Origin of the sequence: Acinetobacter sp. AOR14_HL, from assembly GCF_027855175.1 — a bacterium.
GTDB classification, from domain to species: Bacteria; Pseudomonadota; Gammaproteobacteria; order Pseudomonadales; family Moraxellaceae; genus Acinetobacter; species Acinetobacter calcoaceticus.
The window spans coordinates 575470-601372 of the sequence record NZ_JAKTII010000003.1; the positions used below are offsets into that span (position 1 = coordinate 575470).

33 protein-coding genes are annotated in these 25903 nt (G+C 35.5%); 4 read left to right on the forward strand and 29 right to left on the reverse strand.

Annotated features, from left to right (window positions below; all coding sequences use genetic code 11):
• Positions 1-115 precede the first annotated feature (115 nt).
• The 6 genes from MKL38_RS03685 to MKL38_RS03710 form a co-directional block, all read right to left on the reverse strand.
• A complete protein-coding gene (locus MKL38_RS03685; protein WP_270902589.1) occupies positions 116-829 on the reverse strand; it encodes a DUF2314 domain-containing protein in 714 nt (237 codons plus the stop codon).
• 257 nt (positions 830-1086) lie between these two features.
• Positions 1087-1395, reverse strand: coding sequence for a hypothetical protein (locus tag MKL38_RS03690; protein ID WP_005046928.1), 309 nt, complete (start codon positions 1393-1395; stop codon positions 1087-1089).
• A gap of 105 nt (positions 1396-1500) precedes the next feature.
• Positions 1501-2121 carry a hypothetical protein gene (locus MKL38_RS03695; RefSeq protein ID WP_270902528.1) on the reverse strand — a complete coding sequence of 207 codons (621 nt, stop codon included), beginning with the start codon at positions 2119-2121 and terminating at the stop codon, positions 1501-1503.
• A gap of 198 nt (positions 2122-2319) precedes the next feature.
• On the reverse strand, positions 2320-2679 hold the full coding sequence (locus MKL38_RS03700) for a hypothetical protein (protein WP_333724259.1): 360 nt from the start codon (positions 2677-2679) through the stop codon (positions 2320-2322).
• A 189-nt stretch (positions 2680-2868) separates the two neighbouring features.
• Positions 2869-3291, reverse strand: coding sequence for a hypothetical protein (locus MKL38_RS03705; protein WP_205469182.1), 423 nt, complete (start codon positions 3289-3291; stop codon positions 2869-2871).
• Between the two features lie 174 nt (positions 3292-3465).
• Positions 3466-3762 carry a hypothetical protein gene (locus tag MKL38_RS03710; RefSeq protein WP_270902530.1) on the reverse strand — a complete coding sequence of 99 codons (297 nt, stop codon included), beginning with the start codon at positions 3760-3762 and terminating at the stop codon, positions 3466-3468.
• Between the two features lie 205 nt (positions 3763-3967).
• Between MKL38_RS03710 and MKL38_RS03715 the strand changes: the two genes are divergently transcribed.
• Entirely contained in the window at positions 3968-4231 is a 264-nt protein-coding gene (locus MKL38_RS03715; RefSeq protein ID WP_270902531.1) for an Arc family DNA-binding protein, read from the forward strand.
• A gap of 97 nt (positions 4232-4328) precedes the next feature.
• On the opposite strand, the gene MKL38_RS03720 is transcribed toward MKL38_RS03715, so the two are convergent.
• The 17 genes from MKL38_RS03720 to MKL38_RS03800 form a co-directional block, all read right to left on the reverse strand.
• Entirely contained in the window at positions 4329-4469 is a 141-nt protein-coding gene (locus MKL38_RS03720; RefSeq protein WP_270902532.1) for a hypothetical protein, read from the reverse strand.
• 211 nt (positions 4470-4680) lie between these two features.
• The gene (locus MKL38_RS03725; protein WP_270902533.1) at positions 4681-5538 is read right to left on the reverse strand and encodes an Imm49 family immunity protein; all 858 of its coding nucleotides are present in this window, start codon (positions 5536-5538) and stop codon (positions 4681-4683) included.
• A gap of 66 nt (positions 5539-5604) precedes the next feature.
• On the reverse strand, positions 5605-6066 hold the full coding sequence (locus tag MKL38_RS03730) for a hypothetical protein (RefSeq protein ID WP_270902534.1): 462 nt from the start codon (positions 6064-6066) through the stop codon (positions 5605-5607).
• Between the two features lie 115 nt (positions 6067-6181).
• Positions 6182-6661, reverse strand: a complete 480-nt coding sequence (locus tag MKL38_RS03735) for an SMI1/KNR4 family protein (protein WP_270902535.1) — start codon at positions 6659-6661, stop codon at positions 6182-6184.
• Positions 6662-6727: 66 nt separating this feature from the next.
• Positions 6728-7234, reverse strand: a complete 507-nt coding sequence (locus MKL38_RS03740) for a DUF2247 family protein (protein WP_270902536.1) — start codon at positions 7232-7234, stop codon at positions 6728-6730.
• Between the two features lie 89 nt (positions 7235-7323).
• Positions 7324-7803 carry a hypothetical protein gene (locus tag MKL38_RS03745; protein WP_270902537.1) on the reverse strand — a complete coding sequence of 160 codons (480 nt, stop codon included), beginning with the start codon at positions 7801-7803 and terminating at the stop codon, positions 7324-7326.
• A 27-nt stretch (positions 7804-7830) separates the two neighbouring features.
• Entirely contained in the window at positions 7831-8550 is a 720-nt protein-coding gene (locus MKL38_RS03750; RefSeq protein ID WP_437118785.1) for a hypothetical protein, read from the reverse strand.
• Between the two features lie 138 nt (positions 8551-8688).
• A complete protein-coding gene (locus MKL38_RS03755; RefSeq protein WP_270902538.1) occupies positions 8689-9531 on the reverse strand; it encodes a hypothetical protein in 843 nt (280 codons plus the stop codon).
• A gap of 86 nt (positions 9532-9617) precedes the next feature.
• A complete protein-coding gene (locus MKL38_RS03760) occupies positions 9618-10196 on the reverse strand; it encodes an SMI1/KNR4 family protein (protein ID WP_270902539.1) in 579 nt (192 codons plus the stop codon).
• Between the two features lie 79 nt (positions 10197-10275).
• Positions 10276-10791, reverse strand: coding sequence for a hypothetical protein (locus tag MKL38_RS03765; protein WP_270902540.1), 516 nt, complete (start codon positions 10789-10791; stop codon positions 10276-10278).
• A gap of 143 nt (positions 10792-10934) precedes the next feature.
• The gene (locus MKL38_RS03770; RefSeq protein ID WP_270902541.1) at positions 10935-11225 is read right to left on the reverse strand and encodes a hypothetical protein; all 291 of its coding nucleotides are present in this window, start codon (positions 11223-11225) and stop codon (positions 10935-10937) included.
• 105 nt (positions 11226-11330) lie between these two features.
• Positions 11331-11876 carry a TetR/AcrR family transcriptional regulator gene (locus MKL38_RS03775; protein ID WP_270902542.1) on the reverse strand — a complete coding sequence of 182 codons (546 nt, stop codon included), beginning with the start codon at positions 11874-11876 and terminating at the stop codon, positions 11331-11333.
• A gap of 637 nt (positions 11877-12513) precedes the next feature.
• A complete protein-coding gene (locus MKL38_RS03780; protein WP_270902543.1) occupies positions 12514-13380 on the reverse strand; it encodes a metal-dependent hydrolase in 867 nt (288 codons plus the stop codon).
• 35 nt (positions 13381-13415) lie between these two features.
• The gene (locus MKL38_RS03785; RefSeq protein ID WP_270902544.1) at positions 13416-14645 is read right to left on the reverse strand and encodes an NADH:flavin oxidoreductase/NADH oxidase family protein; all 1230 of its coding nucleotides are present in this window, start codon (positions 14643-14645) and stop codon (positions 13416-13418) included.
• A gap of 57 nt (positions 14646-14702) precedes the next feature.
• Positions 14703-15572 (reverse strand): metal-dependent hydrolase, encoded by an 870-nt coding sequence (locus MKL38_RS03790; RefSeq protein WP_270902545.1) that lies wholly within the window; start codon positions 15570-15572, stop codon positions 14703-14705.
• 13 nt (positions 15573-15585) lie between these two features.
• Positions 15586-16332, reverse strand: coding sequence for an acetoacetate decarboxylase family protein (locus MKL38_RS03795; RefSeq protein WP_270902546.1), 747 nt, complete (start codon positions 16330-16332; stop codon positions 15586-15588).
• Positions 16329-17132: an SDR family NAD(P)-dependent oxidoreductase gene (locus MKL38_RS03800; protein ID WP_205469162.1), complete on the reverse strand. Its 804-nt coding sequence runs from the start codon at positions 17130-17132 to the stop codon at positions 16329-16331. The genes MKL38_RS03795 and MKL38_RS03800 overlap by 4 nt, the downstream gene beginning before the upstream one ends.
• A gap of 108 nt (positions 17133-17240) precedes the next feature.
• On the opposite strand from MKL38_RS03800, the gene MKL38_RS03805 reads away from it, so the two are divergent.
• A complete protein-coding gene (locus MKL38_RS03805; protein ID WP_270902547.1) occupies positions 17241-18290 on the forward strand; it encodes an AraC family transcriptional regulator in 1050 nt (349 codons plus the stop codon).
• Positions 18291-18473: 183 nt separating this feature from the next.
• Here the strand turns inward: MKL38_RS03805 and MKL38_RS03810 are convergent, their stop codons facing one another.
• Positions 18474-19331 (reverse strand): SDR family oxidoreductase, encoded by an 858-nt coding sequence (locus tag MKL38_RS03810; RefSeq protein ID WP_270902548.1) that lies wholly within the window; start codon positions 19329-19331, stop codon positions 18474-18476.
• Positions 19332-19458: 127 nt separating this feature from the next.
• Here MKL38_RS03810 and MKL38_RS03815 point away from each other — a divergent pair, with 127 nt between their 5' ends.
• Together MKL38_RS03815 and MKL38_RS03820 are read left to right on the forward strand one after the other, a co-directional pair.
• The gene (locus MKL38_RS03815; protein ID WP_017390878.1) at positions 19459-19818 is read left to right on the forward strand and encodes a winged helix-turn-helix transcriptional regulator; all 360 of its coding nucleotides are present in this window, start codon (positions 19459-19461) and stop codon (positions 19816-19818) included.
• A gap of 106 nt (positions 19819-19924) precedes the next feature.
• Positions 19925-20365, forward strand: coding sequence for a winged helix-turn-helix transcriptional regulator (locus MKL38_RS03820; RefSeq protein WP_005040300.1), 441 nt, complete (start codon positions 19925-19927; stop codon positions 20363-20365).
• A 61-nt stretch (positions 20366-20426) separates the two neighbouring features.
• Here MKL38_RS03820 and MKL38_RS03825 read toward each other — a convergent pair whose 3' ends face one another.
• The 5 genes from MKL38_RS03825 to MKL38_RS03845 form a co-directional block, all read right to left on the reverse strand.
• Positions 20427-21677 (reverse strand): NADH:flavin oxidoreductase/NADH oxidase family protein, encoded by a 1251-nt coding sequence (locus MKL38_RS03825; RefSeq protein WP_270902549.1) that lies wholly within the window; start codon positions 21675-21677, stop codon positions 20427-20429.
• Between the two features lie 8 nt (positions 21678-21685).
• A complete protein-coding gene (locus MKL38_RS03830) occupies positions 21686-22072 on the reverse strand; it encodes a hypothetical protein (RefSeq protein ID WP_004642957.1) in 387 nt (128 codons plus the stop codon).
• 47 nt (positions 22073-22119) lie between these two features.
• Positions 22120-22983, reverse strand: coding sequence for an alpha/beta fold hydrolase (locus MKL38_RS03835; protein WP_151744923.1), 864 nt, complete (start codon positions 22981-22983; stop codon positions 22120-22122).
• 24 nt (positions 22984-23007) lie between these two features.
• Positions 23008-24021, reverse strand: coding sequence for an alpha/beta fold hydrolase (locus tag MKL38_RS03840; RefSeq protein WP_080027185.1), 1014 nt, complete (start codon positions 24019-24021; stop codon positions 23008-23010).
• A 275-nt stretch (positions 24022-24296) separates the two neighbouring features.
• On the reverse strand, positions 24297-25901 hold the full coding sequence (locus MKL38_RS03845; RefSeq protein WP_270902550.1) for a GMC oxidoreductase: 1605 nt from the start codon (positions 25899-25901) through the stop codon (positions 24297-24299).
• Positions 25902-25903: the final 2 nt, after the last annotated feature.

Here is a 25903-nt window from a genome sequence, read left to right on the forward strand (position 1 = left end):
TTAAAAACTACTTATTTAAGTCTTTACTTAATTCTTATTAGGGCCTGAAAGCTGACTTTATTTTTCATAAATTTCACCCATTAAAAAACCCTCCATTAGAGGGTTTGGGTCAAAGCTAATTAAGTAAATTTACAATATTGCTCCACCCCATTTTATGAGCCAAATCTAAAGGAGTCATTGATTGATTATTCACTTCTAACTTATTAGTATTCAACCTTAACAGTTCTTGAACAAATAAATAATTACCCGCTATAACTTCACGATGTAATAATTGATTACCACTTTCATCTTTTTCAGTAATAATTGTAGGGTCTGTATTTGTAATATTTATGAACTGATCCAAAATACTCTTACACATGGGATGTTCATCTAGATTTTCGGGATAATTTTTCTGGTCATAAACTAGAAAAATTTCATCAGGATTGCCAAAATCAATCCCCCACGCCTCATCATATTCTTTACGATTTACTGCATCTAAAGTTTTACGATATTCTTGAATCGTAAACCCACCATGAACATTGCCATTAGACAAAAACATCCAGTCAACTATGGACTCAAATTGAAGCCTTACTGTTTCACCAGCTTGCACATTATCAATAATATAAGGTTCGTTTAACAAAGTTCCTGAAATTGTACTCCCATCAAAATCAACTTGATCAATCCACATATACTCAATCAAAGGTTGATTTTTATCCTCAAGATTTTCTTGGGTAAATGCACATTTCACATAAGCCAGTTCTAGAGCAGGAACAATTCGTCGATATTCCCAATAGAGTTCTCGCCAAAAATATTTAAATGTACTTATAGCTTTCTCAAAAGCTAGAATCATTTCCGGAGATTCATTCTTATGCAATTTATACATATTATCCATATAACAGTTAATTAATATTAAACTTGCTTATATTAACACTATGATAAATTTAAATATCTTGAAATTTCTCCACTATGAACACGAATGTTCAAAAAAAGAGACCTCCGCCAAGACCAAATCAAAGTAGGCGTCGTGGGCTGTAAGAAGTTCGGCAAATTAAAATCAACTATTAAAAAACCCACCGAAGTGAGTTCAATTGCTATCTATAAAAGTGATTAATTACATTTAATAGTCTTATTGAAGGTCTTATAAGTGCCTGTAGTAATTACTTGAGCTGTATATATCTGTTGACTATGGGTTTGATGATTATTATTTATTTCACTAAAGCCTTTACCATCACAAACAGTTTCAGCCTTTTTGTTTACTTTGTTTTCCATTGCTTCATTAGAACCCAAAATATTAGAAGTGGTCTGAATCATATAATTTCCATTTTCAAGTTTAGTAGCTTGAGCTGGAATCATTTGTGCGCAACCCGTCAAAGAAAGAGTAGATGTTGCAAGTATTAATAGTAGATATTTATTCATAATTTCTTAGTGCGTTGAAATAAAAAAAGACAAACTATATTTTTAAATTCTAACAGTCAATAATTTATCTAATCTATATTTACTTTTATTGTGAAATTAAAAAATTTAAAACTCTATAAAAGAAAAAGCCCCGCCATTAGCATCTACAAGAGGCTTTACAGACCAATTAACTAAATTAATTTCTAATGGTGGATTCGGATTATTCCAAGCAGCTTTGACCTGATCAACCTTATTTAAATTTTCAGCAGTACTTTTTCCTTTGACTTCAACCACAATATTCCCATTTTTTTCATTGTAGCTAACAGTTTGAAGGGTATTAAAATAAATTTTTACTAGTTTTTGTGCTTTATTTATCTGTCCTTTAGCAACCTCTCTAGTTTCTTTTGCCCCATATTGAATATCAATAGGCAATTTACTTTTAGAAATTGTATTTCCTACTCCTATATTGCGTTTCTCATTCTGGCCATACCCTTTGATCCTAACCACAATTTTATATGTAGGTGAGTTTTCAACATAAATACCAGCTATCCTCCCCTTGAACTCCTTTTCAATAGCGTCGAGTGCAGAGTCTCGGTTAGCTTCTAAAAATAATGCTTTATTTGCTTCTGCTGTACTTACGCCATGCAATAAAGAATAACTACGGATGTCCTGCTCAAATACTTCATTTGATACAGCAGATGTATAAGATGATGAAATTAAAATTGTTAGTGCTAATATTTTTTTCACTTTTACCTTCTAATCAGAAATAAGGTTAAAATATAAAGATATATTATTTATAGAAAAAACAACCAAAATTTAATCATGAGCAGCATATCTTTAAGATTTTCTTTAACAATTCAACATTAAATATAATATTTCTAAGGAAAAATTAGAAAATTACAATTTATAAAACAAAATATTATGAACGATTATTTTTTGTTTAAGTTAGCCACACGCACTAACTACTATTCGTTTTGTTTTTGGATCAATTACTACAGTCACTCGATCTGGGCGGAGGTCTTCAGTAAGCGCTTCTCCTGGATAAGCACTTCGATAAATTCGAGCATTGGTCATCGATAGAACCTGTTTTTCTGTTAAGCCAGTTTTACCTATAAGATTTCTAACTTTGATTGGATCACAGTCAAAAGATGAGTCCCATTCATTACTTGTGCCAAGGACTGGAGGCTTGACTTTTTTCTCTGGTGGTTGCGCTTGAACTTGTTTAGAAGCTTCAGGGTTTAATACATTATTTGAACAAGCTGAAAGCACGCTCATCACGAGCCCTATAAAAATATATCTTTTCATACTTATTAACTTTATTAATTATTCAATTGATACAAATATATCATGAGTTAAAAATATAGAAAGTCCCGCCAATAATCGATATTTAGCGAGGCTTTCTCTGCAAAAACATGTTCAATACTGGTACTTATAGTTAAGATATAGGACATAGAAGACGTACATTATTTCCATTAAAAAAGAGCCTTTCGGCTCTTAAAAATCTAATTTTTTACTTTCTTGAGACTGCCGGTAAGCAACGATTATCTTCTCTTCAATTTGTAAATTTTCTAAAGTAAAATCATCTTCAATAGACCGTAGTTTGGAGTTTGTAGGAGCTGATGTACTATGTGAAGGCAAATGCTTTGGAATAGTTATCAATTGGGTTCTTTGGCTTATATACTTTTCAAGCGCAGCATCCAAATCGGTTTTCTCAAAAAATATATAATCAATATTTAAAGAGTTCACTGTAATGACTTCACAACCATAAAAATTATTAAAGTCTTTGCTTAAATCGGTGTTTGGGTCATGCAAGATATCTTCGTAAGTCTGTAAACTGATAAACAGTAAATCAGGATTTCTATCATAACGATCATGATAGCTTGTCCTGCCTTGAACTAAATCAATTCTAATCGTCATAATAATTACTCAAGATGTTGAATCTCAAATATACCAAATAAAAAATAAAAAGCCCCACCAATAATCGATATTTAGCAGAACTTAATATACAGACTATTCTGCATTCAACTGTATCCAAAAAAATGCTATCTCATTTATGAAATTTAATTGAATACTTTGATTCTATTTATCAACTTAACTACAGTTTGAATAGATGATCTTCGATTCGTTATCAATCACAATACTCAGTCGATCATAATGTAAGTTTGCTCTCACAGATTGACCTTTACGAGAAATCCTCACAACACCTGCATTAGTTATTTTCTTTAACTCTGCCTCACTAGGAACAGACTGTCCTATAAGCTTTTGAGCCTCATTAGGATTGCAATAAGTATCTTTAGGCTTTACTTCTAATGGGGTTTCTTTAGGTTCATTGGTTGCACACCCAACCACACCAAAAATAATTAAGCAATTTAATAGAATTTTTTTCATAACCTCCCCCTTGGGATTCATTTCTATATTTAATACTCTTGTTTATTTACATCCCATTTCAGATATTCATCTCAAAAAATCCCAGCATTTAAGAAATCTTTTATTCAGTAAAAAGTACTAGGTACTGTTTTTTAGTTCAAATTGTCCTACAATTATCTTTAAGTCTTACTTTATAACAAAAATCTATTACAGGGATGGGATAACTATGACAAATATCAATGATAGCGAACCTATATCGTCTCAATATAGCTTACGCTTACCTATAGAACTTCGCGAAAAACTTACAAATGCAGCAAAGAACAACTCCCACTCACTAAACAAAGAAATAATTATAAGACTTGAACAATCATTAATTTTAGAAAAGTGCCCTGAGTGTGTTAAGTACTTACAGACAGTGAAGAACCATGAAAAAATATTTGAAGAGCAATATAAAATGTTTGAGGAGTTAAATAAAAAAGATACAGAATAAAAGTATGAAAATACGTTTATGCAAAGTCACATATATCCTATGTACAAAAAGCCCACCTTCCGATGAGCTTTTTATTTAATTAAAATTATTAAATGCATTAGGCTTTAAATTCTGCTAATACAAAGTTTTTTACTATTTCATCAAAAGTTGGTTTCAGAAGAGTTGGCTTGCTATTTTTTATAGTTTCATACCAATAACTCGCTGCAACTCCCATACTGAACAAAGCTAACAATTTCATTGCTCACATTACTTATTGGGAAGAGTGAAACTTAAAGTATCATTCGCCTTTGTAGCCTTCCAACTCGTTTTAGCGAGGTTTCTGTGTATATTTTAAGCAATGTGTAATAAAAAAGTCCGCAACTTTGAGAGCCTTCTTTAATGCCAAAAGTAGTGCAATTTACTGATTGTCAGCCCACTATTTATCTTGGACATAGCCAAATTTTCAGAACTTATTTAGTGTTCCTTTTGGTTGACCAATCTTTCCATTCACCTTCAAAAGGAGTGAAAATATCAAATTCGCGCATAAATTCCCAAGGCTCGGGATATTCAGGTAAAGGCTTTACAGGCAACCATTCTTTAGGTATCCAAGGAGTATCTATATTTAACTGATATCCATTTCTCCATGCTAATTTGCTATAAATTACAGCATGAGTAGCAATAAAATGCTCAGTAAAAGTAAATGCAAATTCAAAATTACGAACTTTGGCAATTTTTGGACTAGTTAATTCAGTCAAAATATTTTCCATTTCACTCTTATCACCATTGGATAAGGCAAGATAAAAACGATGGTCAATTAAATACTTTTTATCCTTTTTTAAATCAGTTTGCAAAATGAGTTCACAACGTTCACGTAATTTATCCCACTCATGATTAAGAGCTAAGATCAACTGGTACCCATGAAAATCGGGCTTACGTGGATTATCACGGTCTTTAAGTGAGCCTACTCGATCATACGATACTCGGTGCTGGCTATACCAAGAAATGATTTCCTCATTATCTGATAATAAAGCATATAAATGTTTATAGGTAGGGAACCATTCTATAGCATCAAACTGAAACACCATACGATTCAGTTTAGCCGCAATAAAACACCACTGTTTAAAAGCAATTAAATCACTATCCCTAAACCAAGATACCATTGCGTTAGCTTCAGCATAACTCCCTAACATTCCTATACAAAATGGTACATCACCTTTGTTATTTGTAATGTAGTCAATCAAATTAACTGTATTTTCATTAGATTCAGCATGTTGAATTACATGTGCCAATGCTTTTTGATATTCTTCCTTATTTTTAATACTATTCATAACGGCTGATTTTCCATGAAGAAGCTAATTTTCTTAAAATTAAATATTGACTAAAACTCTAATTAACTACTCAAGCATAATTTTTGACTCTTTTAATAAATCGCCATACTCATAAATATCTTTAAAAAAATTTAATGCTAATTCTAAATCGTGGTTAACATATTTTGCTTTCCATTCATCTTCATGGGGCTCAAAAATATAAATCTCATCAGGATTTTTAGCTTTTCTGTTTATAAGACGTAAATACGTACCCGCCGGATATTCCTCATTTTCACTAATACTGCATCCAAATAAATAACCATATCTAGAGTCACAAACCATGCTGTAGCTATCAATATCACTATATGCTAGTCGCTCAAACTCTTCAGAATAATCTGCGTCTGTCTTATGAATAATGACATTACCTCCAAAAGAAAAAATGTTCTTAATTATATTTGATAATTTTTCCCAACCCATTTCTTTTAAATCTATTCTTTTCTCTGAAAAAAATGGGGTTCTTACTACATAACTACAAACATATAAAATCATTAGTAACCTTTAATATTTAATTTACCAATCGCTCTGTCTCCAAACTGCTATTTTTCAACTATTGAGCACTGTTAAATAAAGTATTATTTAAAAATCAAAAAACTATAGTAGATTGCTAATACTCAATAAATTCATGTAATGAATTTATAAAGTGTACAAAATTATCTGCTAGGTACAGAATCTTTCTTTTACCCTCATTCATTCCAAAATCATAGAATTCATCGTGTAAAACAAGCACAATCTTAGGTTGATCTTTTATCCAAGGAAATCGGTAATCAAAACAAATAAAATTTCCACCAGGTGTCGATCCAAATCCTATCAATTTTCCAGCATAATCATCATCGCCTTCAGGAAATTGCATCCCTTCTATACGGGGCTCATGCGAGTATCCCCCTAATTCAACTGTACTGATATTTAGTTCACCATCAGTGTCAACATAATCAAAGCTAGAAATTTCAGGATAAATTCCATCATGTTGAGAAATAAGTTCAACATATTCTGGTGGAAATGTAACTTCTAAGGTAGCTGCAAAATTTTCAATAATTTCTTTATTAATTGCGCCATTTGGATACTGATTCCCAATATCTTGTAGCATTTGATGGTACTCCAGTATTTAAAAAATTTGCTTAATATTCTTAAGCTTCATAGATCGCATAGTGCTTCACTTATACTTTTCAGCACTCTTTTGCAAATAGCTCTCCCAATTCTTCATTAAGCGATTAATATTTTCTGCATAAGAATACAACGAGGGATCGTATCCATCAGTAGGAGGCATATATTTAATAAAACTATCCATTTCGGCTGGACAATCAAAATCTGTATAAATACTTTCCACCTCATCTAATGGATCTTCAAAGTTTTCTCTATTAATCCAGAGCCAACTAAGAATTACATATAACCATTTTTGACTGATGTTCTCATATTCATCTTCTTTAAAGTTAGGACATAGTTCATTAATAAAAAGAGTGATGTCATTTGATTCACTCGGGATAAGGAATGACAATTCAAGTTCAGCATTAGTATAGTTTTCCGTTAATAAACTATTCTCTGCTTTTTTTATTGGTATTTCTGAAGTGAGAAGATTATTTTCATAGCCCCATTTGATATCACACCATGAAAGGTTCACCTTTTCATTAATAAAATCAGCGGGTATTGGATACAAATTCATGTCATTGTGCCTCTGGTTTTACAAAAAACCTTTAATTCCAGTATGTGCAAAATCTTCAAAAGTAATAGTTTATTGATTATCAAAAAATATTATAAAAATTTCAAACTCTGTCTTTTAGCTTCAGCTTGATCACCATACCACCAGACTGGTATATCTTTGACTTTAGCTGATATTTCTTCATTAGGACCTAGATCACTTTCTAATGAATAGTAGTCCCCATTTTGATATCTCGGCATAATTGTACTATTTATAAATAAATCATAGACTTGTTGATAGCAATATGGACATGAAGGTAAAGAGTTTAAAAACCTTTTACTATTATTCTCAATATAATTACGATAAAGAGAACCACCATTAACAGCATATTCTGGCAACTCCTCATTTAAAATAGGATCATTACGTCCAGTTATCCACACAATCGTATTACAATTTGCACATTGCACCCCCATAGCCTCCGATGGGTGGTAATGATTTGGTCGAATAAACAAAATACCATTTTGTTCAAATCCTTTCTGGTACCATACTTCTATACCCAATTGACTAGCTGCTACCTGATGTAAAGATCTCATAGATACACCTTTTTTTAGAATTCTTTTTTAAAAGAAAAGATAGAATAAAAACATAAATAAACTACCAAGTCCTATTACTACCCATGATATTAGTTTAGATATAAATCTATCTTCTTTAAAAAAGAATGGTAAAACCCATTTATTGATGTCTATTTCTCTTAGCCAAGATAAATACCAAGGAAAAGTTAAGGCGAATACAAGAGAACTTGTGAACATAGCAACAGATGAAGGTCTCTTGTAAAATTCAGACTCACTCATTTTAAAAAACATTACCCAAAAAATTACTTCTAGAGCACATAGCAAGACACATAAATAAATATAAAACTTATTCTTCAGATTAGTGATAAAAATTGGGGTTAGTATCCAAAATGGATAAATGAATCCAAATCCAAGTCTAAAACCATATAAATCATTATTAATATCAAATAGAAAGAACCGTAGAAGTATTATTACATAATAAAGAGCAAAAAACATAAGGCTTAAAAACTTAACTCGATTAAGAGTGTTAGAGTCAAGGTCTAAAACAATAGGTTTAGATATTAAATATCCAAAAAAATAAGTAGCATAGAAACTAATTAGATAAATAAATATGGAAGAATATGACTCATAGTCAAAAACACCATACAAGAATGAAGATAAAATCCAAAGCAATCCAAAAATAAAGAAATTTTTAGTAATAATAAAAAATGGAGATTTGGTTCTAAGAACTGAGGGCTCAATCATAATTTGCACTGCTGTATACCCCATCTATACATAGCCATTTCTAAGTAATGACTATAATTAATTCAAATTTATCAATATATTCGGTAGATATATAAATTCATGCCATTGTATCCTCCTGTACCCCAGCTGTTTGCAAATATACTTTTGAGTAGGTTCATTCAGCTACAAAAAACTTATCTGTATCATTTCAAGCAAATCATCACTTATCACTTCGAAGTCTTTAATTTTTGCTGAATGAGTGTTCATTAAAGGATGATTTAAAGATATTTCCTCTAATTCATCCAATGCTCTTAATTTATTAATCACATGAATTTCAAGTGGCAATAAAGTAAACGGAGGGCGAATAAATTTTGGAGGATACTTACGTAAATCATTATTTATTAATTCTTCGCAGTGTAAATTTGCTATATCTATGAGTAATGGTTCTAAAAATACTGAGTCACATGACCAATTATCTATCAAATCTTTAAATTTTCCGCCTATTTTTGCTTCTAATGTAAATTCTTCATTAATCCATTTGTAATAAGCCCATAATGAAAAATAGTTATAACTTAAAGGAAAGTCAGATAGAAATTGTTGTTGTAAGCAAAACTCCACTTGGCGTGCTAATTTCTTTGCTAAATTTTTATTATTTAATAGAATCGCCCAAAAAATTAGTGCAGAAAATTCTGAAAAATATTTCTTTAACTCATGTACATTCATTTTATCTAGAGGTTTTCTTTTAAAATCTTTTAATTGTAATTCTCTTCCCACTTCTGCATACATCAAGGCAAGATTTAAACTATTCAAAGCATCTATATCTGCATTATTATTTTCAATTTTTAAGAATGCCAATTGGGCATAAGATATAGACATACCCACTATATGATGAGGAAAAAGTATATCTTTCCCATCTAAAGCATATAGTATATGTTTTTCATCAAATTTTAACGAATATGCTAAATTTTCAATACTATATCTTTTATAAGCTTTTAATAATTTATTTAGTTCTCTTATTGATTTCATCAGAAAACCTCAATAGTTTTTACGATAAAATAATTTAAAAATTATAAGATAGTTTTAATATATAGGTTACAACACTTTTCATAAATTTAGTTAGAAAGCAACAATCTTCCTGTTGTTAATTCATCGAATAAAGCTGAATCTTCATCACCTCGAATTGTTCCTTGAGTTGAATATGAACCTAAACTCTTCCTATATCGAATTAAGTAATTAAACAGTGTTCCAAATCTTTTTACTGTATTAGTATTTTCATTCCACTCATAAACATAATCATTATCATCCTTTGTATACATGAAGAAAATATTAGCATGTTCATTCTCACCACAAATCTCAAAATATTGTTCTTCAGCTAAATCTAATTTCTCACCATTCTCTCTATAATTGATAGCAAGTTCTTCATCAGCCATTAAATTTTTTTGCCTTTGTATATTAAATCCAGCATTTCTATAATATCTATATATGTAAAAATCATCACCTAAAAATAAGCCTCCAGAGCACTTCCCCATTGTTATTAAAAACTCTTTTAACTGCCCATGTATAGAAATATTATTTAATTTCTCAATTTCAGCGATTTCTCGTTCTGAATATCCATTAACCTTTTCTAATTTTTCAATAAAATAATTTTTTTCAGCTTTAATAGAAGAAAGCATAGTCACCAAATTACTCATATAAAGTACCTTTTAGATTGGGAAGCCTTAAAATAGTTCTATAAACATTCAAAACTTAGCATACCAAATTAAAAAACTTTTACACATAATTACCATTCTCATCTAGTTCATCTTTTGGTCTATTATGATAATCAGAAATTAAAAAACTAAAATAATCCATCATATTAACCATGATACTTCTTGAAAAATCCAATGTCATATAAAGCCCATATTTTATATCTCTATGCGAATCAAAAAAAGTTTGCACTATTATATTAAAAAAAGCCAACCAATCCTCATCAATATTTTTATTGTTTTTATTGGTTATAATTACTGATAAAATTTCATCTCTTTTTTCTAGAAAAACACCAATGAGATATCCTCTTAAATAGTCATGAAATGCAGACAAGTTACTTCCAAAATGTTTTGTATTTGCATGAATGTCATTCAAATGCTCTCGATTATTTCCATATATTCTCTCGCCAAAAAAATCATAAACTTGTTGAAGTTCATCAAAATCAGATATGTCAAAGCAAACTTTAATAATTTGTTTAGTACTAATATCTTGTTCAGTTAAAAAATGACATGAATCATCTTTCATTTTAATATTTTGCACAATAAAACTCCAACACTATGAAAATATTAACGTAGTTTTCATTCATAATTTTTACTGCGGCATATCCAATCTATACATAGCCACGCCTATATTAAATAAACTACTATATTCTTTAAAAAATTCAATTCATATAAATCCCCTAATTAGTATTTCACCTTTTGTTTTTTAAATATTTTCAATGCCTCATGCCTATTTTTTTGTGTATATTTTTTTGGCATGTCTACTATTTCTTTAAGTATTAATATTATTTCATCAGAAATATACTCAGTTTTTTTATTCAACAAGTTTAGAGCTAATATTGTCCAATATTCTGGAGTACTATCAGATAGAGCAAAAATAAGTATTTCTCTAATTTGTTCCAAAGAATAGACTTCAGCAATATTTTCGACTTCTTTATTTTCAAGTATTAATAAGCTAGTCCTCACATCTTGCATTAAAATCCCCTCATTATTTGTTTAGTTTTAATGATCTACAGTTATAACTTTAAATTAATCTCTAACCTTTAGTTAGTAAAATTTAGAATTAAGCATTGTCAAATATTACCCAAAAAACCTCCCCACCACCACATCCCTTTCATCCAAACGATTTGAGCTTAAAATCTGGAACATCAACCCATCAATTAAGTTTAAAACCATATTAGCATCAGGTTTTAGTGGGCAGTTTTCCAAACTAAAAACTAAATCAAAAAGTTCTCGAAGCAGCCATTTTCTATATTCAATTGCCATGTGGTAGGCCGGAGAGTAAATCTGTTTAATTTCAAAAATGGCTTTAAGCAATAGATAGTACAGACTATTAAAATTGACATGTAAAACAATAATCTCTTTGAGTTTATCGCTTGAGGTTCGGTAACGGCTTGAGTAAATAATTGCCAGAACTTCTTCTTTCAGTCGGCTTTTTTGAAAAGATATGCACTTTTCAATGAGGCGTTCTTTTGAGTGAAAGTAGTTGTAAAAAGTAGCTTTAGGAATTTTGGATTCTTTGGCAATTAAGTCCACGCCCGTATTGTGGAATCCATAGATATTAAACAGCTCTATTGCGGTGTGAATTACCTGTAATTTTTTGGAAGATGTTTCTAAAGTTGGCATAGTTTTACCGTTATAAATTCTTGTTGTTTCTAAAAGAGATTAAAAAGCCTGTGCCTATTCTGGGAGAAAAAAAGGCACAGCAAAGCCGTAAAGACTGTGCTTGGCACATCTCAAGTTTTATTGGTTGCTAAGTTTTTTGGTCGTGACGAATTAAAGCCTGAAAAGCCTAATGGCGATCAAACTGCTTTAAATTGATTTAAGTTGTGTCGAGATAGATTTTGACAGTGAGTGCCAATAATTTATGAATGTGCATGGGCCAACTCCTTCTTTTGGGAGTTCTGCCGAAACATTATAAATTATGGTGGCAGAACGGAAGCAGGTTGACAGACTGGGTAAGACTCCAGCACACCCGAAGGTGTCCCACTCCCGTCCTACCGCTACGGGAGGGAACGGGTGTGCACACATAAAACTATCCCTCAGAAAGGAACAAGTCTGATGCGGTCTTACTACATGGTCTGTCAAAACCAGCTGGCAATGTAGGCCAGCCCGCAAATGGTAATCTTCAAAAATTAAGGTGTCAATGTGAAATTGGCTAGAAATTATTTAATTAATTATTGTTTTTCATTTAATTACACAATTAAGAAAAACCTTAAATATTGGCTTAACAATTTACTTTTACAACAGCCAGTTAACTGGCCTATTTGTAGTTGCCGTCATTTAAAAATGCCAATGCTTGCTCAGTCGATCCCTCATTTAAGGGATTATGATTGGGATTAAAGTACCGCAAACAGGCACGTATTATATCGTCAACCTTAGGCACACGGTCTTGTCGAGCTGCTCGGAAATAATCTTTGAAACGAAAACGATGTGGTAATTGCGCATCCTGTTCTACTAGATTTTCGACAGCAATATAAGCCAAAACAATAAATAGCGGGAACGTGAAAGCTGCCGCCCCAACCCGAAGTACATTGCTATTGCTAAAATATCTAAACATTGCATCGGCTACTTCACGGTGTTCTACCTCTTCAGCTCCGTGCCATTGCAATAAACGTAACATTTCTACATCGACAGGTGCTTGTTGTAGTCCCTCTGCATTAAGAACCCAATGTCCTAACACTCCAGTCAGATGTTCGGCAGCAGCCACCATTGCCAATCGGGTCGTTAACCACATCGACTTTAAGCGTGGATGCTTCAATTCATAGCCTAATGGTTTCGGGCCAATCATGTCATTAAATATCCAATTCGTCATCTTGGTATAACGACTTAAATCAATCCCTAAGGCCTCTATGTGCCGTGTTCCGAGAGTGTGCCCATAACTATGAGCGCCCTCTTGTTTAATGAAAGCAATTGCTGCCTCTTTAAGTTTTTCATCTTTAATGTAAGGCAATGCATCTCTAAACGTCTGACAAAACCAACGTTCTGGTGCAGGTGTAATCGGGTTAATTGAATTTAATATTTGCGAAACTATTGGATCGTCATAAATCCAATGCGTTGGCGTTTCAGTAAAATTAAATACAGGACGCCGTGGAACAATGACATGGTTTTGTCTGATTAAACTATTCATGATAATAAATCCTTATATATCAAAAGCGCTTAGCATTAATCCTGAGTCAGAATGTTAAAGCCCATACGTGGACCAAAGGCAATCAATGTTCGCACTAAGCCCTTAATCGCTTTGGGTTGTTGCCCACTGCTAATACGGCGAAATTGCGAAGCATGCCAAGCGAGTTGTAAATAGGCATCAACGGGTTTGTATCCAATGGCTGGAATTTTTGCAGGTTTTAATACCGATTTTCCGGCTAACAGTTGTTTTGCTAAATCTGGCTGTACTGCAAAAGGCCGAGCCAATCCAACCAAGTCGACCGTACCATTAGCAACAATATGATTCATAAAATCTACATCTCTCAGCCCACCTGTTAACATCAGTGGTAATTTGCTTTGTTTGCGAAGTGCGGTGGCATAGTCAATAAAATATGCATCACGCTGAGCAGAACGATCTGGTGCATAGCCTAACTGTGCAGGAGATTCATAATTCCCGCCTGAAATCTCTAATAGGTCGATCCCTTCTGCTTCTAAAGCTAATGCAATTTGTAGAGACTCTTCCTGACTTAAGCCGCCCTTTTGGAAATCGGCAGAGTTGAGTTTTACACTTAATATTTTGTCTTTGCCTATTGCAACTCGTACAGCTCGAACCGTTTCAATCAACATACGGCGTCGATTTTCAGGACTTCCTCCCCACCCATCTGTCCGAACGTTAGCCAAAGGTGATAAAAATTGCGAGAGTAAATAGCCATGCGCTGCATGTACCTGCACGCCATCAAACCCTGCTTTAACAGCAAGCTCTGCGGTTGTAGCAAAGCGTTTAATTTGCTCTAAAATATCTGCTTCAGTCATTGCTCGTGGAATACGAATAATATTCATAGCAGGTAAATCAAGCCCGACTGCTGAGGGCGCGATCGGCTTTTTCAAAAGTGGCAAAACCGCAACACGGCCCGGATGGTTAATCTGCATAATAATTTTGCTGCCATTGGCCTTAGCAGCCTGAGCCCATAACTTATTTGCTTGTAAAAATTGCTCATCTTGCAAAACGACATTTCGTGGCTCAACAAAAGCACGATGGTCAATCATCACATTGCCCGTAACTAACAACCCAGTTCCACCCCTTGCCCATGCTGCATAGAGTTGTTGTAAGTCTGTGGTGGGTGAGCCGTGTCGATCAGCCAATTGTTCACTCATGGCCGACTTTGCAATACGGTTGGGTATGGTTATGCCACATGCCAATTTTAATGGTTGCTGTAACGGAGAATTTGTAGATGTAGACTGTGCCATGATAATTATTCCTAAAATTGTTTGTTCTGTGAGTACTGCACAAGCATCAACTTTTGATTATTTCAGCAGCTCTTCATTGAAATATTGTTTTTTTAATAAGTTCACCATGTCCCGATTGTCATGCTGCCAAGGGTGAAAATCTGCGGAGAAAAAGTCGAGATAATGTCTACCAATCCGTCTGACTAAACCTTGTTTTCCAAACAAATAACGAAAACCTTGATAAAGTTCTTTTAAGTCTCGTTGTTTGCCAGAAGCTCGTAACAGTTCGGTTGTTCCTCTAGTGGTAATGATAAGAAAAGAAAGCGTGGTTTCTATCATGACCAATCGTAAGAAATAAGGTCTATTGACCAAAGACTGATATACATCAAAAGCTACCGCTTTATGTTCTGTTTCCTCAATCGCATGCCATGCCCAGATTTTTCTGACATGAGTATTAAACAACTCTAAATCTTGAGGTGCTGTACTAATAAAATAGTCAGCTAGAATTGCTGTGAGGTGTTCCATACATACGGTACATGCAAGCTGATGAGCTGTAGAGAATTGCTCTTGCATCAAGCGATTCATCTTTTTAAAGCGCTTATAAATTCGGTCTACGGGATAACCCTTTTTCAGCATGACAGCATTGAGCACGTCATGTTCTTTACCGTGATGTGCTTCTTGACCAATAAAGGCACGGACTTGTTTAAGCAGAACAGGATCTTCAATTTTTGCCTGATAATTACGCACACTATGAATAAATTGACGTTCACCATCTGGAAATGCGCTCGATAATGCAGTCAACAACATCGTAAGTAAGGCATTGTTATCAAACCAGAACTCAGGAATTTCATCTGGAAAAGTAAAATCCATTGTTCTTACAGGAATATCAATTGAAGCTGAGATTTTAGAAAAATCTTGTATTTTTTTTGATTGAAAGAGCGCATTCATATTTATTCTCCAGTTATAAAACACGAGGATTAAACTGACGCAATAAAAATAATGGCGTACGTAAACGAGGTATTTGAATTGGAGGAATTAACCCACCCGATAAATCAACTCGATGCAGTCTTGCTTCAATGACATTACCTAGTCCCATCTCATGTAAAGGGTCATTTTCAGTACCCGTAAAACGTAAGTTCATTTCTACACGACGGATTTCAAGTGGGTGTTCTTTCGGGGTAAATCGAACTTCACGAGGTAAACCAATCCCCAATCCACCTGTGATATTACGATGTGGTAATCCTAAAATTGGAGGTGCATCATCAATGACTTCACCAAGCTTAGCTTCCATTTCAATGAGTGTTGTACCGCGGCGTGAGGCATTGCTAACAATACGTTTTCCGTCATTTTCCCAGCTAATCTCACCCATCTTTTTAGGGTAGCCCAGCAACTCACGTCCAATAATCATGGCGCGATCATCGTCCAAAATCATCCAAGGGCAAAAGATTCCTGTTTTATTGCCTACTTTAATATGAACGAATAAACCCGCTTCATGGTAAGCACCCGTATAGACATTTTCTGGGAAATAAGCACAGAACAAATCAGCTCTGGCAGGTTGAACCAGTGTCATTCCAGACGGTAACCAACGAGCCATCGCTTTTTCATCCACTTCAACAACAGCCGTCAAATACTGCGCATTGTGGTACAGCTTATTGCCAAGATTGGCTAAGCCCACTGGAACACTTAAATCATTGATGAGTTGTCTCATGATTTTAATCTCGAAAATACTTGTTTCAGAATTGGGAGCAAGATGATGCGCGGGGTATAACGTCCCCCAAAAGTTTGCGCCTGCGCAATAAAACCGGGAATCACGATACGGCGATTGCAATCCATGCCTTGAATCGCTTCTTTAGCTACTCGTTCTGCTGTGACCCAAACAAAATTGCCACCGACTCCATCAATTTTGGTAATTCCAGCAACTTCATTAAAACCTGTTTTAGTAGGACCCGGAGCAAGTAAAGTACAGGTCACCCCTGTACCACTTAGTTCGCTATGTAAAGACTCTGCAAATGAGTTTGCAAATGCTTTAGTTGCCGCATATGTGGCATTTGCCGGAGTGGGTTGATGACCAGAAGTAGAGCCTACTATCAGTATTGCTCCGGATTTTCTTTTGAGCATTTGTGGCAACACAGCTAAAGTCAGGTCGTGAATTGCCACACTATTGACTTCGACTTCTTCACGCTCTCGATCTGCATCTAACTCTTGAAGTCGTCCAAAAGTTGCAAAACCTGCGTTATTACAAAGAATTGAAACCTCAATACCTTCTAAATACTGACGAAACTTAGCTCTAGCTTGTCTATCTCCCAAATCACATGGATATAAATCTACAGATATTTGATATTCAGCTTTTAGTTTTTCAGCCAGTGCTTCTAATTTTTCGACACGGCGAGCGACTAAAACTAAGGAATAGCCTCGTAAAGCGAACTGTTTTGCTAACTCCTCTCCAATACCAGATGAAGCACCTGTAATCACAACGCGAGATGAGGCTCGTGGAATAGGTAGGCTCATAATTCTTACTCAAAATAGAATAAATTGATTATTCCGAAGTTTTAACTTGAGCGTGAGATGTAGATCAGACATACTGATAATCATTTTCGGCCACAACAAAAAAAGAATATGAAGGATCCTTATGGGCTATCCAAAGCCAGCATTCCTATTTCTTATGCTCATTTATTATTAGAAATTATGGTAGACAAAGGGTTTTCTGCGCTTGAAATTTTGAAAAAAAGTAAAATTCCCTTAACACTTTTAGACCAATTAGACGCCCGAATTACCCCTATTCAATGGTCTAAACTGGCATGGGAAAGCTTGTTATTGTCGAAAGATTCTGGCTTGGGATATGAATATGGAATAAAACTGCGTTTAACTGCTCATGGCCCGATGGGATACGCCTTAATGAGCAGCCCGAATTTACGTCAAGCCATTGAGGTTTCAACGCAATTCTTTAACATGCGATTAAAAGATTATCGTATTACTCTGCTAGACGATCATGAATTTTCTATTATTGAAATTAAAGAAACTCACCCTGTTGTCAGCAATCAAGCCGCTCAAGCAGAAACGCTAAGACGGTTTTTTTATGAATGTTTGATGATTGGCGTGATTCAAGCTGGTCAATTTTTAAGAGAACATGATTTAGCTGATATTGAATTATCTGTTGACTGGTCAGAACCTAGCTATCACAAAGCTTATCAACATTTATTACCTACTATTCATTTTAATCAACCGACTAATCAAATTCGGTATAAAAAACAGCTTCTAGATTTACCCATTAAAATGGCAGATCCGATTGCTTTCAAACAAGCTTTAGCCCAATGTGAAGCTGAGCAACTCCGCTTTTCCGAACAAATTAAAGATATATGCCTGACCGTAAAAGCAGAGTTAAATTTAAAACCACAACTCGGTTATCCCACTTTTGATGAAATTGCGAATCGCTTAAATATGTCTAGTCGCACACTGAGACGACACTTAAGCCAAGTCGGTTCTTCATATGCGCAATTATTAGAAGAAGCACAACAAAAAGAAGCTGAAAACTTATTACTTAATAGTGATATGGAAATACAAGAGATTGCGCTTTATCTAGGCTATATACAGCCTACAAATTTCACACGTGCCTTTAAGAAATGGACAGGAATGACGCCAATCCAATTTCGAAAGAAAGAAATATAAAAACTAAACTATCACAAACAAACGTGTGCATCTTGCTTTAAAGCATTTGGTTTGGTTGTTATTTACTGACTCAATAATTTGGTCTACCCCGACTTTATGAAAGTCGTATTCATTCAAATATACAAAAGGCCTAAATCCGAACAATTTAAGCCTTTTGTTTTTAGATAAGAGTATAGCGTTAACTTAAGATAAGAATTCTTTAATCGTCTCTTGCATACTTGTAGTGGCGCGACCAATTAACTGGTGCAGATCTTTGCTATCACTATACAAGCCGCCTTTAGATACGCCTTCATCTGAATCTGCCAAGATGCCAGCAAACCCTTCTGCTATACCCAATTGTACCAAGAGCGCTTTATATTCCTCTTCTGGTAGGTCTTGGTAAATGACTTCTTTTTTGCTAATTTCACTTGCCCATTTTGCAACATCATCAAGTGTATAACTGGTATCACCTGCTAGTTCATAAACTTTATTTTCATGCCCGTCTTGCGTTAATACCACAGCGGCAGCAGTCGCATAGTCTAAGCGTGAAGCAGAAGCAATTTTGCCGTGATGGGTTGCCCCAAAAATTTTGCCATGCTCAACTGCTTGTGCAAGGCCCATTGCATAGTTTTCGCTGTACCAGTTATTACGTAATAGTGTATGTGGAATATCCGATTTTTTTAAATATTGTTCAGTTTCAACATGTTCTTGTGCTAATAGAAGTGGTGATGTATCTGCGTTTAATAAACTTGTGTAAACAATAAATTTTACGTCTGCAAGTTTTGCCGCATTAATCACATTTTGGTGTTGTACTGTACGTTGACCAACTTCACTCGATGAGATTAATAAAAGCTTATCAATACCAGCCAATTGAACCGAAAGTTTATCTGCGTCATGACCGTAATCAAAAGCACACACTTCGATCCCTTTTGAGCTTAAATCTGATGCTTTTTCTGGATTGCGAACTAATGCGACAATATTTTTTGCCTCAGTACGTTCGAGTAATTGAGAAATAACCAATTGGCCGAGTTGACCTGATGCACCAGTAACTGCAATACGCATGATGATCTCCATCTGATGTAGTTGATATATTCCAATCATCGTAGTACCTTAACTTACTAAAAGTAAGTACTTACCTAAAAGTAAGTTTAGAAACAAATGTAAACTTTTGTAATAAAGGTGGTACGCGATGAAAGGATATGTTTTTGCAGCAGATTGCCCCTCTCGAAAAATTTTATTAACTCTCACGAGCCGTTGGAGTGTCTTGATTTTAGTTGCACTTCGAGATCAACGTCTGCGTTTTAATGAGTTAAAGAAACTAATTGATGGCATTAGTGAAAAGATGTTGGCACAAACCCTAAAAACGCTTGAGCACGATGGTTTTATCGTACGTCAGGATTATGCAGAAATACCACCTCGCGTAGATTATCAATTAACAGACTTTGGACGCGAGGCTTCCGAACGACTTTTTGATTTAACTACTTGGCTTGAAAATAATTTATCCAAGTTATTAGAAAGTCAGCCTAGTGCAGACATAGTTCAAAATTGACTCGGGACATAGAGTTATTATTGTATATTTAGCATTCAAACTCGCTTAATTCGCTACTTTGTGTTAGTATTGTTTTAGTAGTTACTATTGAGTTTATTAATTCGATATGAGTAAAAATAGCAATCTAGAAGTCTGCCCAATCGCCAGAAGCCTTTCTGTACTAGGTGATGCGTGGAGCATGTTGATATTACGAGATGCTCATGCGGGTTTCACTCGTTTTGATCAGTTTCGTAAAAGTTTAGGTATTGCACCTACAATGCTAACAAAACGTTTGTCTGTGTTGGTAGATGAAGGCTTACTTGAAAAAAGACAATATTCTGAACACCCACCGCGTGAAGAGTATGTATTAACTCAAGCAGGTAAAGACTTCTTACCTGTTCTATTTGTGATTGGCGCATGGGGTCGAAAATACAAACCTTATGAACAGCCTGAAAAAATGGTGACTTTCCTTGATGCAGAACAAGGTACTGAAATCAAACCTATTGTGTTAGACCAAATGACCGGGGCTGAAATTGGCACTCGTCCTATTCGCCTGAAAAGCGAATAATATAAAGATAAAAAGCACTCAATTAGAGTGCTTTTTATTGGCCTGATGTAAAGTAAATTGGTTATTTTGCTCGGCTACGTTGGGTTGCATAAGTTCCCCAACCACTGAGTAAAACTGATTTAATAAATGCCCATAACCCACTTTCCTTAGGTTTCGGCTCTTTACCTTTTCCAATCCGTTTGAGTTGTTGGGTATACCAAAGTACTTCCATAATCCCCAGACTATCAATTTTTTTGATACCAGTTTTGATGGGTTTCACTGACTGAAAACCATTTTTTCCTGCCAGTAAAGATTTGGGTACATCAGGTTCAATTGCCATAAGTCTTGCAATTCCAATGACATCACATGCATGGGACTGCAAAGCTTGATCCATACCTTCTACAGTTCGGAATCCACCTGTTACCATCAACGGCGTTTTAACAAGTGTTCTCACTTTTTCTGCGAAATCAATAAAGAAAGCTTCGCGTGCGATTGTCGATGCTTTTTGTGGAGCTTTGGCTACACCAGATTCGTAAGTACCACCCGATATTTCAATCAGGTCAATGCCTGCATTCGCTAATGCCTGAATGGTTTCTAACGAGTCTTGCTCGGTAAACCCGCCTTTTTGAAAGTCTGCCGAGTTAAGCTTAATCGCAATAGGAAACTCTTTACCGACTTGTTTTCGGATCTCTGCATAAACTTCCATTAAGAAACGGCGACGTTTTTCTGGTGTACCACCCCACTCATCATTTCTTAAATTGTGCAAAGGTGACAAAAACTGGTTAATTAGATAACCATGCGCAGCGTGAATCTCGACTCCACTAAATCCAGCCTTTTTACATATCGCAGCGCTACGACCAAAACGCTGAATAATTTCTAAAATCTCTTCGTGTGTTGCTTCATCAGGTGTTGCAAATAAAGACTGCATTTCTGCACCAAATGGCACTACTGATGCAGAAATATTACGTACATTTAATCCTTTGGGTGATTGTTTTCCCGGATGATTTAACTGTGCCCACAATTGAGAACCTTGTTCGGTCACGGTTTTTGCCCATTTCTGTAAAATTGCAAAATCACGCTCATCCTCAACCACCACATTACCAGCCTCACCTAAGGCTTTGCGGTCAATCATAATGTTGCCAGTTATGATCATCCCAATCCCTGATGCGGCCCAACGCTGATATAGCCGAACATGTTTTTCGTTTGGATTATTTGAATAGCTGGCTAAAGTTTCACTGGTTGCAGCCTTCGCTAACCGGTTTGGAATGATGACACCATTCGGTAAAGTTAAAGGCTGATTCAAAAGATTCGTTTTTAATTGCAGATGAGTCATGGCTTATCTCACACAGTTAAAGAGGGTTTTGAATGGGGTTGAATAAAGTCCACTAAACTTTGAAACCACATCACATCCACAAAATTTCCGGTAATGACAAGGTCTTGTGTTTTAAGTGCAGTTAAAAAAGTGTTTACACTGTCTTTCGCTGACAACACGGCAAACCCTTTGCTACCCGTTTTAAACGTAAAGGTAAAACTTGGTGACTTGGTTAGGCCTGAATAAGAGTTAATCTTGCCATTTTTCACTTCGAAATAGCGGCCTTCACCACTTGCTGTTTGAATCTGAAAGATGACATTTTTATCTTTCACATAAGCTGCGCATTTCGGGTTCTTTTTTACAGCACGCTGCATGAGCTTGGTCAGCATCCACAGCAATAATTTAAATTTCATCATTTTTATCTTCTTGATTCATCAAATTGAATGGACTGAACTCATGGGCATTATTCATCTAAAAACTGGATTGCATGTTTTACGAAGCGTTCAGGGTACTGAAATTGGGCACCATGTCCTGCATCGGGATAAATAAATAGCTGAGCGTTTGGAATGTTAAGTGCCATGTGATATGCATTGATGGTCGGAATCATCACATCATCGACACCATTTAAAATGAAAGTAGGTTGTTTAATCTCACGTAAATGTGCAAATGGGTCTTGTTCATCAAGTTTAGGTAAAAAATGCATATTGGCTTCTATTTGTGCCTGCATGACTTCAACTGAACTTGCTGGATCTTGGTTTTTACGCTCATGGCGACGTTGCCAAAATTCATGACCCGCCTGAATAGCAGCTTCAGATCGGCCAAAAAATAAAAAGAGGAAGTTTTCTTCAGAAGGCACAGCAGTTGTTGCATGCTTCAATACCAATGCAGCTACTTCTGGATCATCTCCACGTGGTTTACCGCCTCTTGGTCCCGTACCTAAAAGCATGAGTTTTCTGACGAGTTCAGGATGGCGACGTACTAAATCTTGTGCCTGAAACCCGCCCAGTGAAAAGCCTAATAGGTCAACCTGCTTTAAACCTAATGCACGAATGACTGCTGCCGCGTCGTCTGCCATATCTTCAATGCGAGTACGGGGCTGGCCAGTAGATGAAGCAATGCCGCGACCGTTAAACAAAATGACTTCACGCCCTTGCGCTAAACCATCAGTAATCAGTGGATCCCAATTGTCTAAACCACCTCGGAAATGCTGAAGAAAAAATAGCGGTGGTTGCTCTGTATTTGCATTACCCCATCGACGATAGGCAAAATTTGCTCCATCTACTTCAATGAATTGGGTCTCGGCTGTTTGGTGGGTAATTGTTGTCATGGTCATAGTCCTAAATTTAAGTTCTTATTTAGCTAAGAATGTAAGTGATTGTTTTACAAAATCTTCATTAAACTGAAATATTCCCCCATGACCTGCATCTGGATAGATAACAAGTGAGCTATTCGGTAAGCGCTTTGCTAAATCATAAGTATTTACTGTTGGCACCATTCGGTCATGATCACCATTGGCAACAAGAACAGGTTGTTGAATCACAGAAAGGTCAGCAGGTTTTTTACTTCCCCATTTTTTTAATGCTTTGAGCTGGGCACGATAGGCAGAAATGGTAATTTCTTTATCACGGTTTTCAGTACGTTCATTAATACGTTGAATAAAGGCTTTTGCAGAAGCTTTACCATTTTCTGTACGAGTGAAGAAAAGATAAACCTTAGGGTCTTGACCAGTCACCATTCCACGAACTAAATCCCAATTAGAAACTCGCCCGACTGTACTAATTCCAGTACCGCCCGCAGGGCCAGTTCCCGATAAAATCATTTTTCGAACCAAATTCGGCTGTTTTAGCACAATCTCTTGTGAAATCATGCCGCCCATCGAGAAGCCGAATAAATCAACCTGCTTAAAGCCTTTTGCTTGAATGAAAGTAATCGCATCATCTGCCATTTGTTCAATTGACTTTGCTGGTTCACCAGTCGAAGCACCAACGCCGCGATTATCAAACACAACAACATGATGTTTAGCCGCAATTCCATCAATAATTCGTGGATCCCAGTTATCTAGTACAGCAGCTAAATGGTTTAAGAAAATGACAGGTGTTCCACCATTTTGTTGACCATATTCTCGGTAAGCGAAGTTAACGCCACCTGCACTAATAAATTGAGTTGGGACATTTGTCCAATTTGTATTGAGTTGGGGATTTTGACCGGCTTGCTGATTGATAACACTGTTTTTTGACACTTCATTCGCCTTAGTTAAGGGGGTGCTAAAAGAGAGTGATTCCACAGTCTCGGCCTGAGTTAAGGGAGCACTAAAAATAGATATCGCCGTCAAACTCATAGCAACTGTATTTAATAAAAAATTCATTTCTCTGATCCTCAAATTTAATTCATTGATCTGATTCATCTGTTTTTATGAGTGATCTTTCAAAGAGAGAAAAGATAAAAACAGAGTAGGTATCGATTTAATATTAACTATATATTGATAAATTCCCTTTGTCACTATCTTTTTAGTACTAACTATTATTTACTTGAATTTCTTGTAAAAATTAAATGAAATAAAAAAGGACTGCTTCGTGTTGATACACAAAACAGCCCTTAAAATTACTGATCATCAGTTCAAGACTTAAAGGTTGGATATCTCTAGGGTTCTATTACTTTAGACATTGCATATTCAGCTAAAGCAGTAATTGTTAAAGCTGGATTTACCCCAGGATTTGCTGGCATTGCTGATCCGTCACAAACCAATAAGTTTTTATATCCAAATATTTGTAAATTATGATCAATCACACCGTGAGCAGCATCTTTTCCAATGACAGCCCCACCTAAAACATGTGCTGTCGTCGGGATATCAGCTATTGCTTCTAAAATATTACTCTGCGCAACACCACCTGTATAATCAGCTACCCACTGTGCAGCCTGATTGGCAATATCAATGTATGTTGGATTTGGCTTATCACTATTCTGCTTAGTAATTAATTTATATCCAGAACCAAACCAACGCTTTTTAGGTAAAAATTGGATTGAGTTATCTAGAGATTGCATTACCAACAACGTAATCATGTGCTGACTCCACCCAATAGGTGACACTGTTTTCAGCCATTGTGCCGGATGCCGCACAATTTGCCACAACCATTTGAGTGGCCGTGTTAATCGATTTCCGTTACCCACTAAAACGGTATACATCAAACTCATAAAGTCCGCATGTCGCCCATAGGTCAAAAACTCAATATGTGTGTTTTGATCAATATGTACGCTGCTACTTGCAGTGACGTCATTCCACGTTTTTAGATCTTTGGGCAATCTTACATTAAGCACAGATTCACTATTGGTACGCACTAATTGTCCCAATTTATTGCTGATATTCGGTAGTGAACCATTCAATTTACAATTGGCTAATAATTCATTGGTTCCCAGTGCGCCTCCTGCAAACACGACACCTTTAGTCGTAAACGTAATTTTTTTAGTAAAGAACAGCCCTTTTGTTTGAACTGTAATGCGATAGCCATCACTTCCATCTGATGCATTTAAAGGTTTAATATCAGTGACTTGATGTTCTGGTAAAATTTGAACACCTTTCTTTTCAGCAAACCATAAATAGTTTTTACTTAATGAGTTTACTGCTCCGACTCGACAACCAACCATACATGCTCCACAGCGAATACATCCTGTACGCTCTGGACCTTCACCTCCAAAATAAGGATCAGGCACTTTTTTGTCTGGTTCCCCAAAGAAAATACCTGTCGGTGCACGCTTAAATCCATCACTACAACCAAAATGAGCTGCCATTTCTTTTGCAATATTTTGATTTGTGGAATCAAATTTAATTGTCTCTACGCCCAGCATATATTCGGCTTTATCGTAAAATGGCGTTAAGACCTGTTGCCAATCATCCCTAAGATGATTCCACTGAGGATTTTTAAAGAACTCTGGCCTAGCCCGATAGAGAACTCCACCATAAACCGTACTACCGCCACCAACAGCAGATTGACTAGGAAAAAAAACATGGCGAAAAATCTTCATTCGCATGATCCCTTTCCATCCAATTGAAGGTACCCATAAAAATTTACTGAGTTGCCAAGTCGATTTAGGCAAGTCCTCATCTTTATAGCGTTTTCCACGCTCTAATACGGCAACTCGATAGCCTTTTTCAGCTAAGCGTAAGGCAGAAACGCTACCACCAAAACCAGAACCTATAACTACCCAGTCGTAATCAAATAATGGGCTGTCAGAAGAAGTGTTTCGCATAA

Coding starts and splice junctions, on each gene's coding strand:
- MKL38_RS03805 (WP_270902547.1), top strand. CDS start 17,241: ATGAAGGATCCTTATGGGCTATCCAAAGCCAGCATTCCTATTTCTTAT.
- MKL38_RS03705 (WP_205469182.1), bottom strand. CDS start 3,291: ATGACGATTAGAATTGATTTAGTTCAAGGCAGGACAAGCTATCATGAT.
- MKL38_RS03770 (WP_270902541.1), bottom strand. CDS start 11,225: ATGCAAGATGTGAGGACTAGCTTATTAATACTTGAAAATAAAGAAGTC.
- MKL38_RS03725 (WP_270902533.1), bottom strand. CDS start 5,538: ATGAATAGTATTAAAAATAAGGAAGAATATCAAAAAGCATTGGCACAT.
- MKL38_RS03820 (WP_005040300.1), top strand. CDS start 19,925: ATGAGTAAAAATAGCAATCTAGAAGTCTGCCCAATCGCCAGAAGCCTT.
- MKL38_RS03750 (WP_437118785.1), bottom strand. CDS start 8,550: ATGGGGTATACAGCAGTGCAAATTATGATTGAGCCCTCAGTTCTTAGA.
- MKL38_RS03720 (WP_270902532.1), bottom strand. CDS start 4,469: ATGAAATTGTTAGCTTTGTTCAGTATGGGAGTTGCAGCGAGTTATTGG.
- MKL38_RS03815 (WP_017390878.1), top strand. CDS start 19,459: ATGAAAGGATATGTTTTTGCAGCAGATTGCCCCTCTCGAAAAATTTTA.
- MKL38_RS03845 (WP_270902550.1), bottom strand. CDS start 25,901: ATGCGAAACACTTCTTCTGACAGCCCATTATTTGATTACGACTGGGTA.
- MKL38_RS03780 (WP_270902543.1), bottom strand. CDS start 13,380: ATGAATAGTTTAATCAGACAAAACCATGTCATTGTTCCACGGCGTCCT.
- MKL38_RS03710 (WP_270902530.1), bottom strand. CDS start 3,762: ATGAAAAAAATTCTATTAAATTGCTTAATTATTTTTGGTGTGGTTGGG.
- MKL38_RS03760 (WP_270902539.1), bottom strand. CDS start 10,196: ATGAGTAATTTGGTGACTATGCTTTCTTCTATTAAAGCTGAAAAAAAT.
- MKL38_RS03715 (WP_270902531.1), top strand. CDS start 3,968: ATGACAAATATCAATGATAGCGAACCTATATCGTCTCAATATAGCTTA.
- MKL38_RS03700 (WP_333724259.1), bottom strand. CDS start 2,679: ATGAAAAGATATATTTTTATAGGGCTCGTGATGAGCGTGCTTTCAGCT.
- MKL38_RS03735 (WP_270902535.1), bottom strand. CDS start 6,661: ATGCTACAAGATATTGGGAATCAGTATCCAAATGGCGCAATTAATAAA.
- MKL38_RS03835 (WP_151744923.1), bottom strand. CDS start 22,983: ATGACAACAATTACCCACCAAACAGCCGAGACCCAATTCATTGAAGTA.
- MKL38_RS03690 (WP_005046928.1), bottom strand. CDS start 1,395: ATGAATAAATATCTACTATTAATACTTGCAACATCTACTCTTTCTTTG.
- MKL38_RS03755 (WP_270902538.1), bottom strand. CDS start 9,531: ATGAAATCAATAAGAGAACTAAATAAATTATTAAAAGCTTATAAAAGA.
- MKL38_RS03825 (WP_270902549.1), bottom strand. CDS start 21,677: ATGACTCATCTGCAATTAAAAACGAATCTTTTGAATCAGCCTTTAACT.
- MKL38_RS03810 (WP_270902548.1), bottom strand. CDS start 19,331: ATGCGTATTGCAGTTACTGGTGCATCAGGTCAACTCGGCCAATTGGTT.
- MKL38_RS03730 (WP_270902534.1), bottom strand. CDS start 6,066: ATGATTTTATATGTTTGTAGTTATGTAGTAAGAACCCCATTTTTTTCA.
- MKL38_RS03785 (WP_270902544.1), bottom strand. CDS start 14,645: ATGGCACAGTCTACATCTACAAATTCTCCGTTACAGCAACCATTAAAA.
- MKL38_RS03745 (WP_270902537.1), bottom strand. CDS start 7,803: ATGAGATCTTTACATCAGGTAGCAGCTAGTCAATTGGGTATAGAAGTA.
- MKL38_RS03830 (WP_004642957.1), bottom strand. CDS start 22,072: ATGATGAAATTTAAATTATTGCTGTGGATGCTGACCAAGCTCATGCAG.
- MKL38_RS03795 (WP_270902546.1), bottom strand. CDS start 16,332: ATGAGACAACTCATCAATGATTTAAGTGTTCCAGTGGGCTTAGCCAAT.
- MKL38_RS03800 (WP_205469162.1), bottom strand. CDS start 17,132: ATGAGCCTACCTATTCCACGAGCCTCATCTCGCGTTGTGATTACAGGT.
- MKL38_RS03790 (WP_270902545.1), bottom strand. CDS start 15,572: ATGAATGCGCTCTTTCAATCAAAAAAAATACAAGATTTTTCTAAAATC.
- MKL38_RS03685 (WP_270902589.1), bottom strand. CDS start 829: ATGATTCTAGCTTTTGAGAAAGCTATAAGTACATTTAAATATTTTTGG.
- MKL38_RS03740 (WP_270902536.1), bottom strand. CDS start 7,234: ATGAATTTGTATCCAATACCCGCTGATTTTATTAATGAAAAGGTGAAC.
- MKL38_RS03840 (WP_080027185.1), bottom strand. CDS start 24,021: ATGAATTTTTTATTAAATACAGTTGCTATGAGTTTGACGGCGATATCT.
- MKL38_RS03775 (WP_270902542.1), bottom strand. CDS start 11,876: ATGCCAACTTTAGAAACATCTTCCAAAAAATTACAGGTAATTCACACC.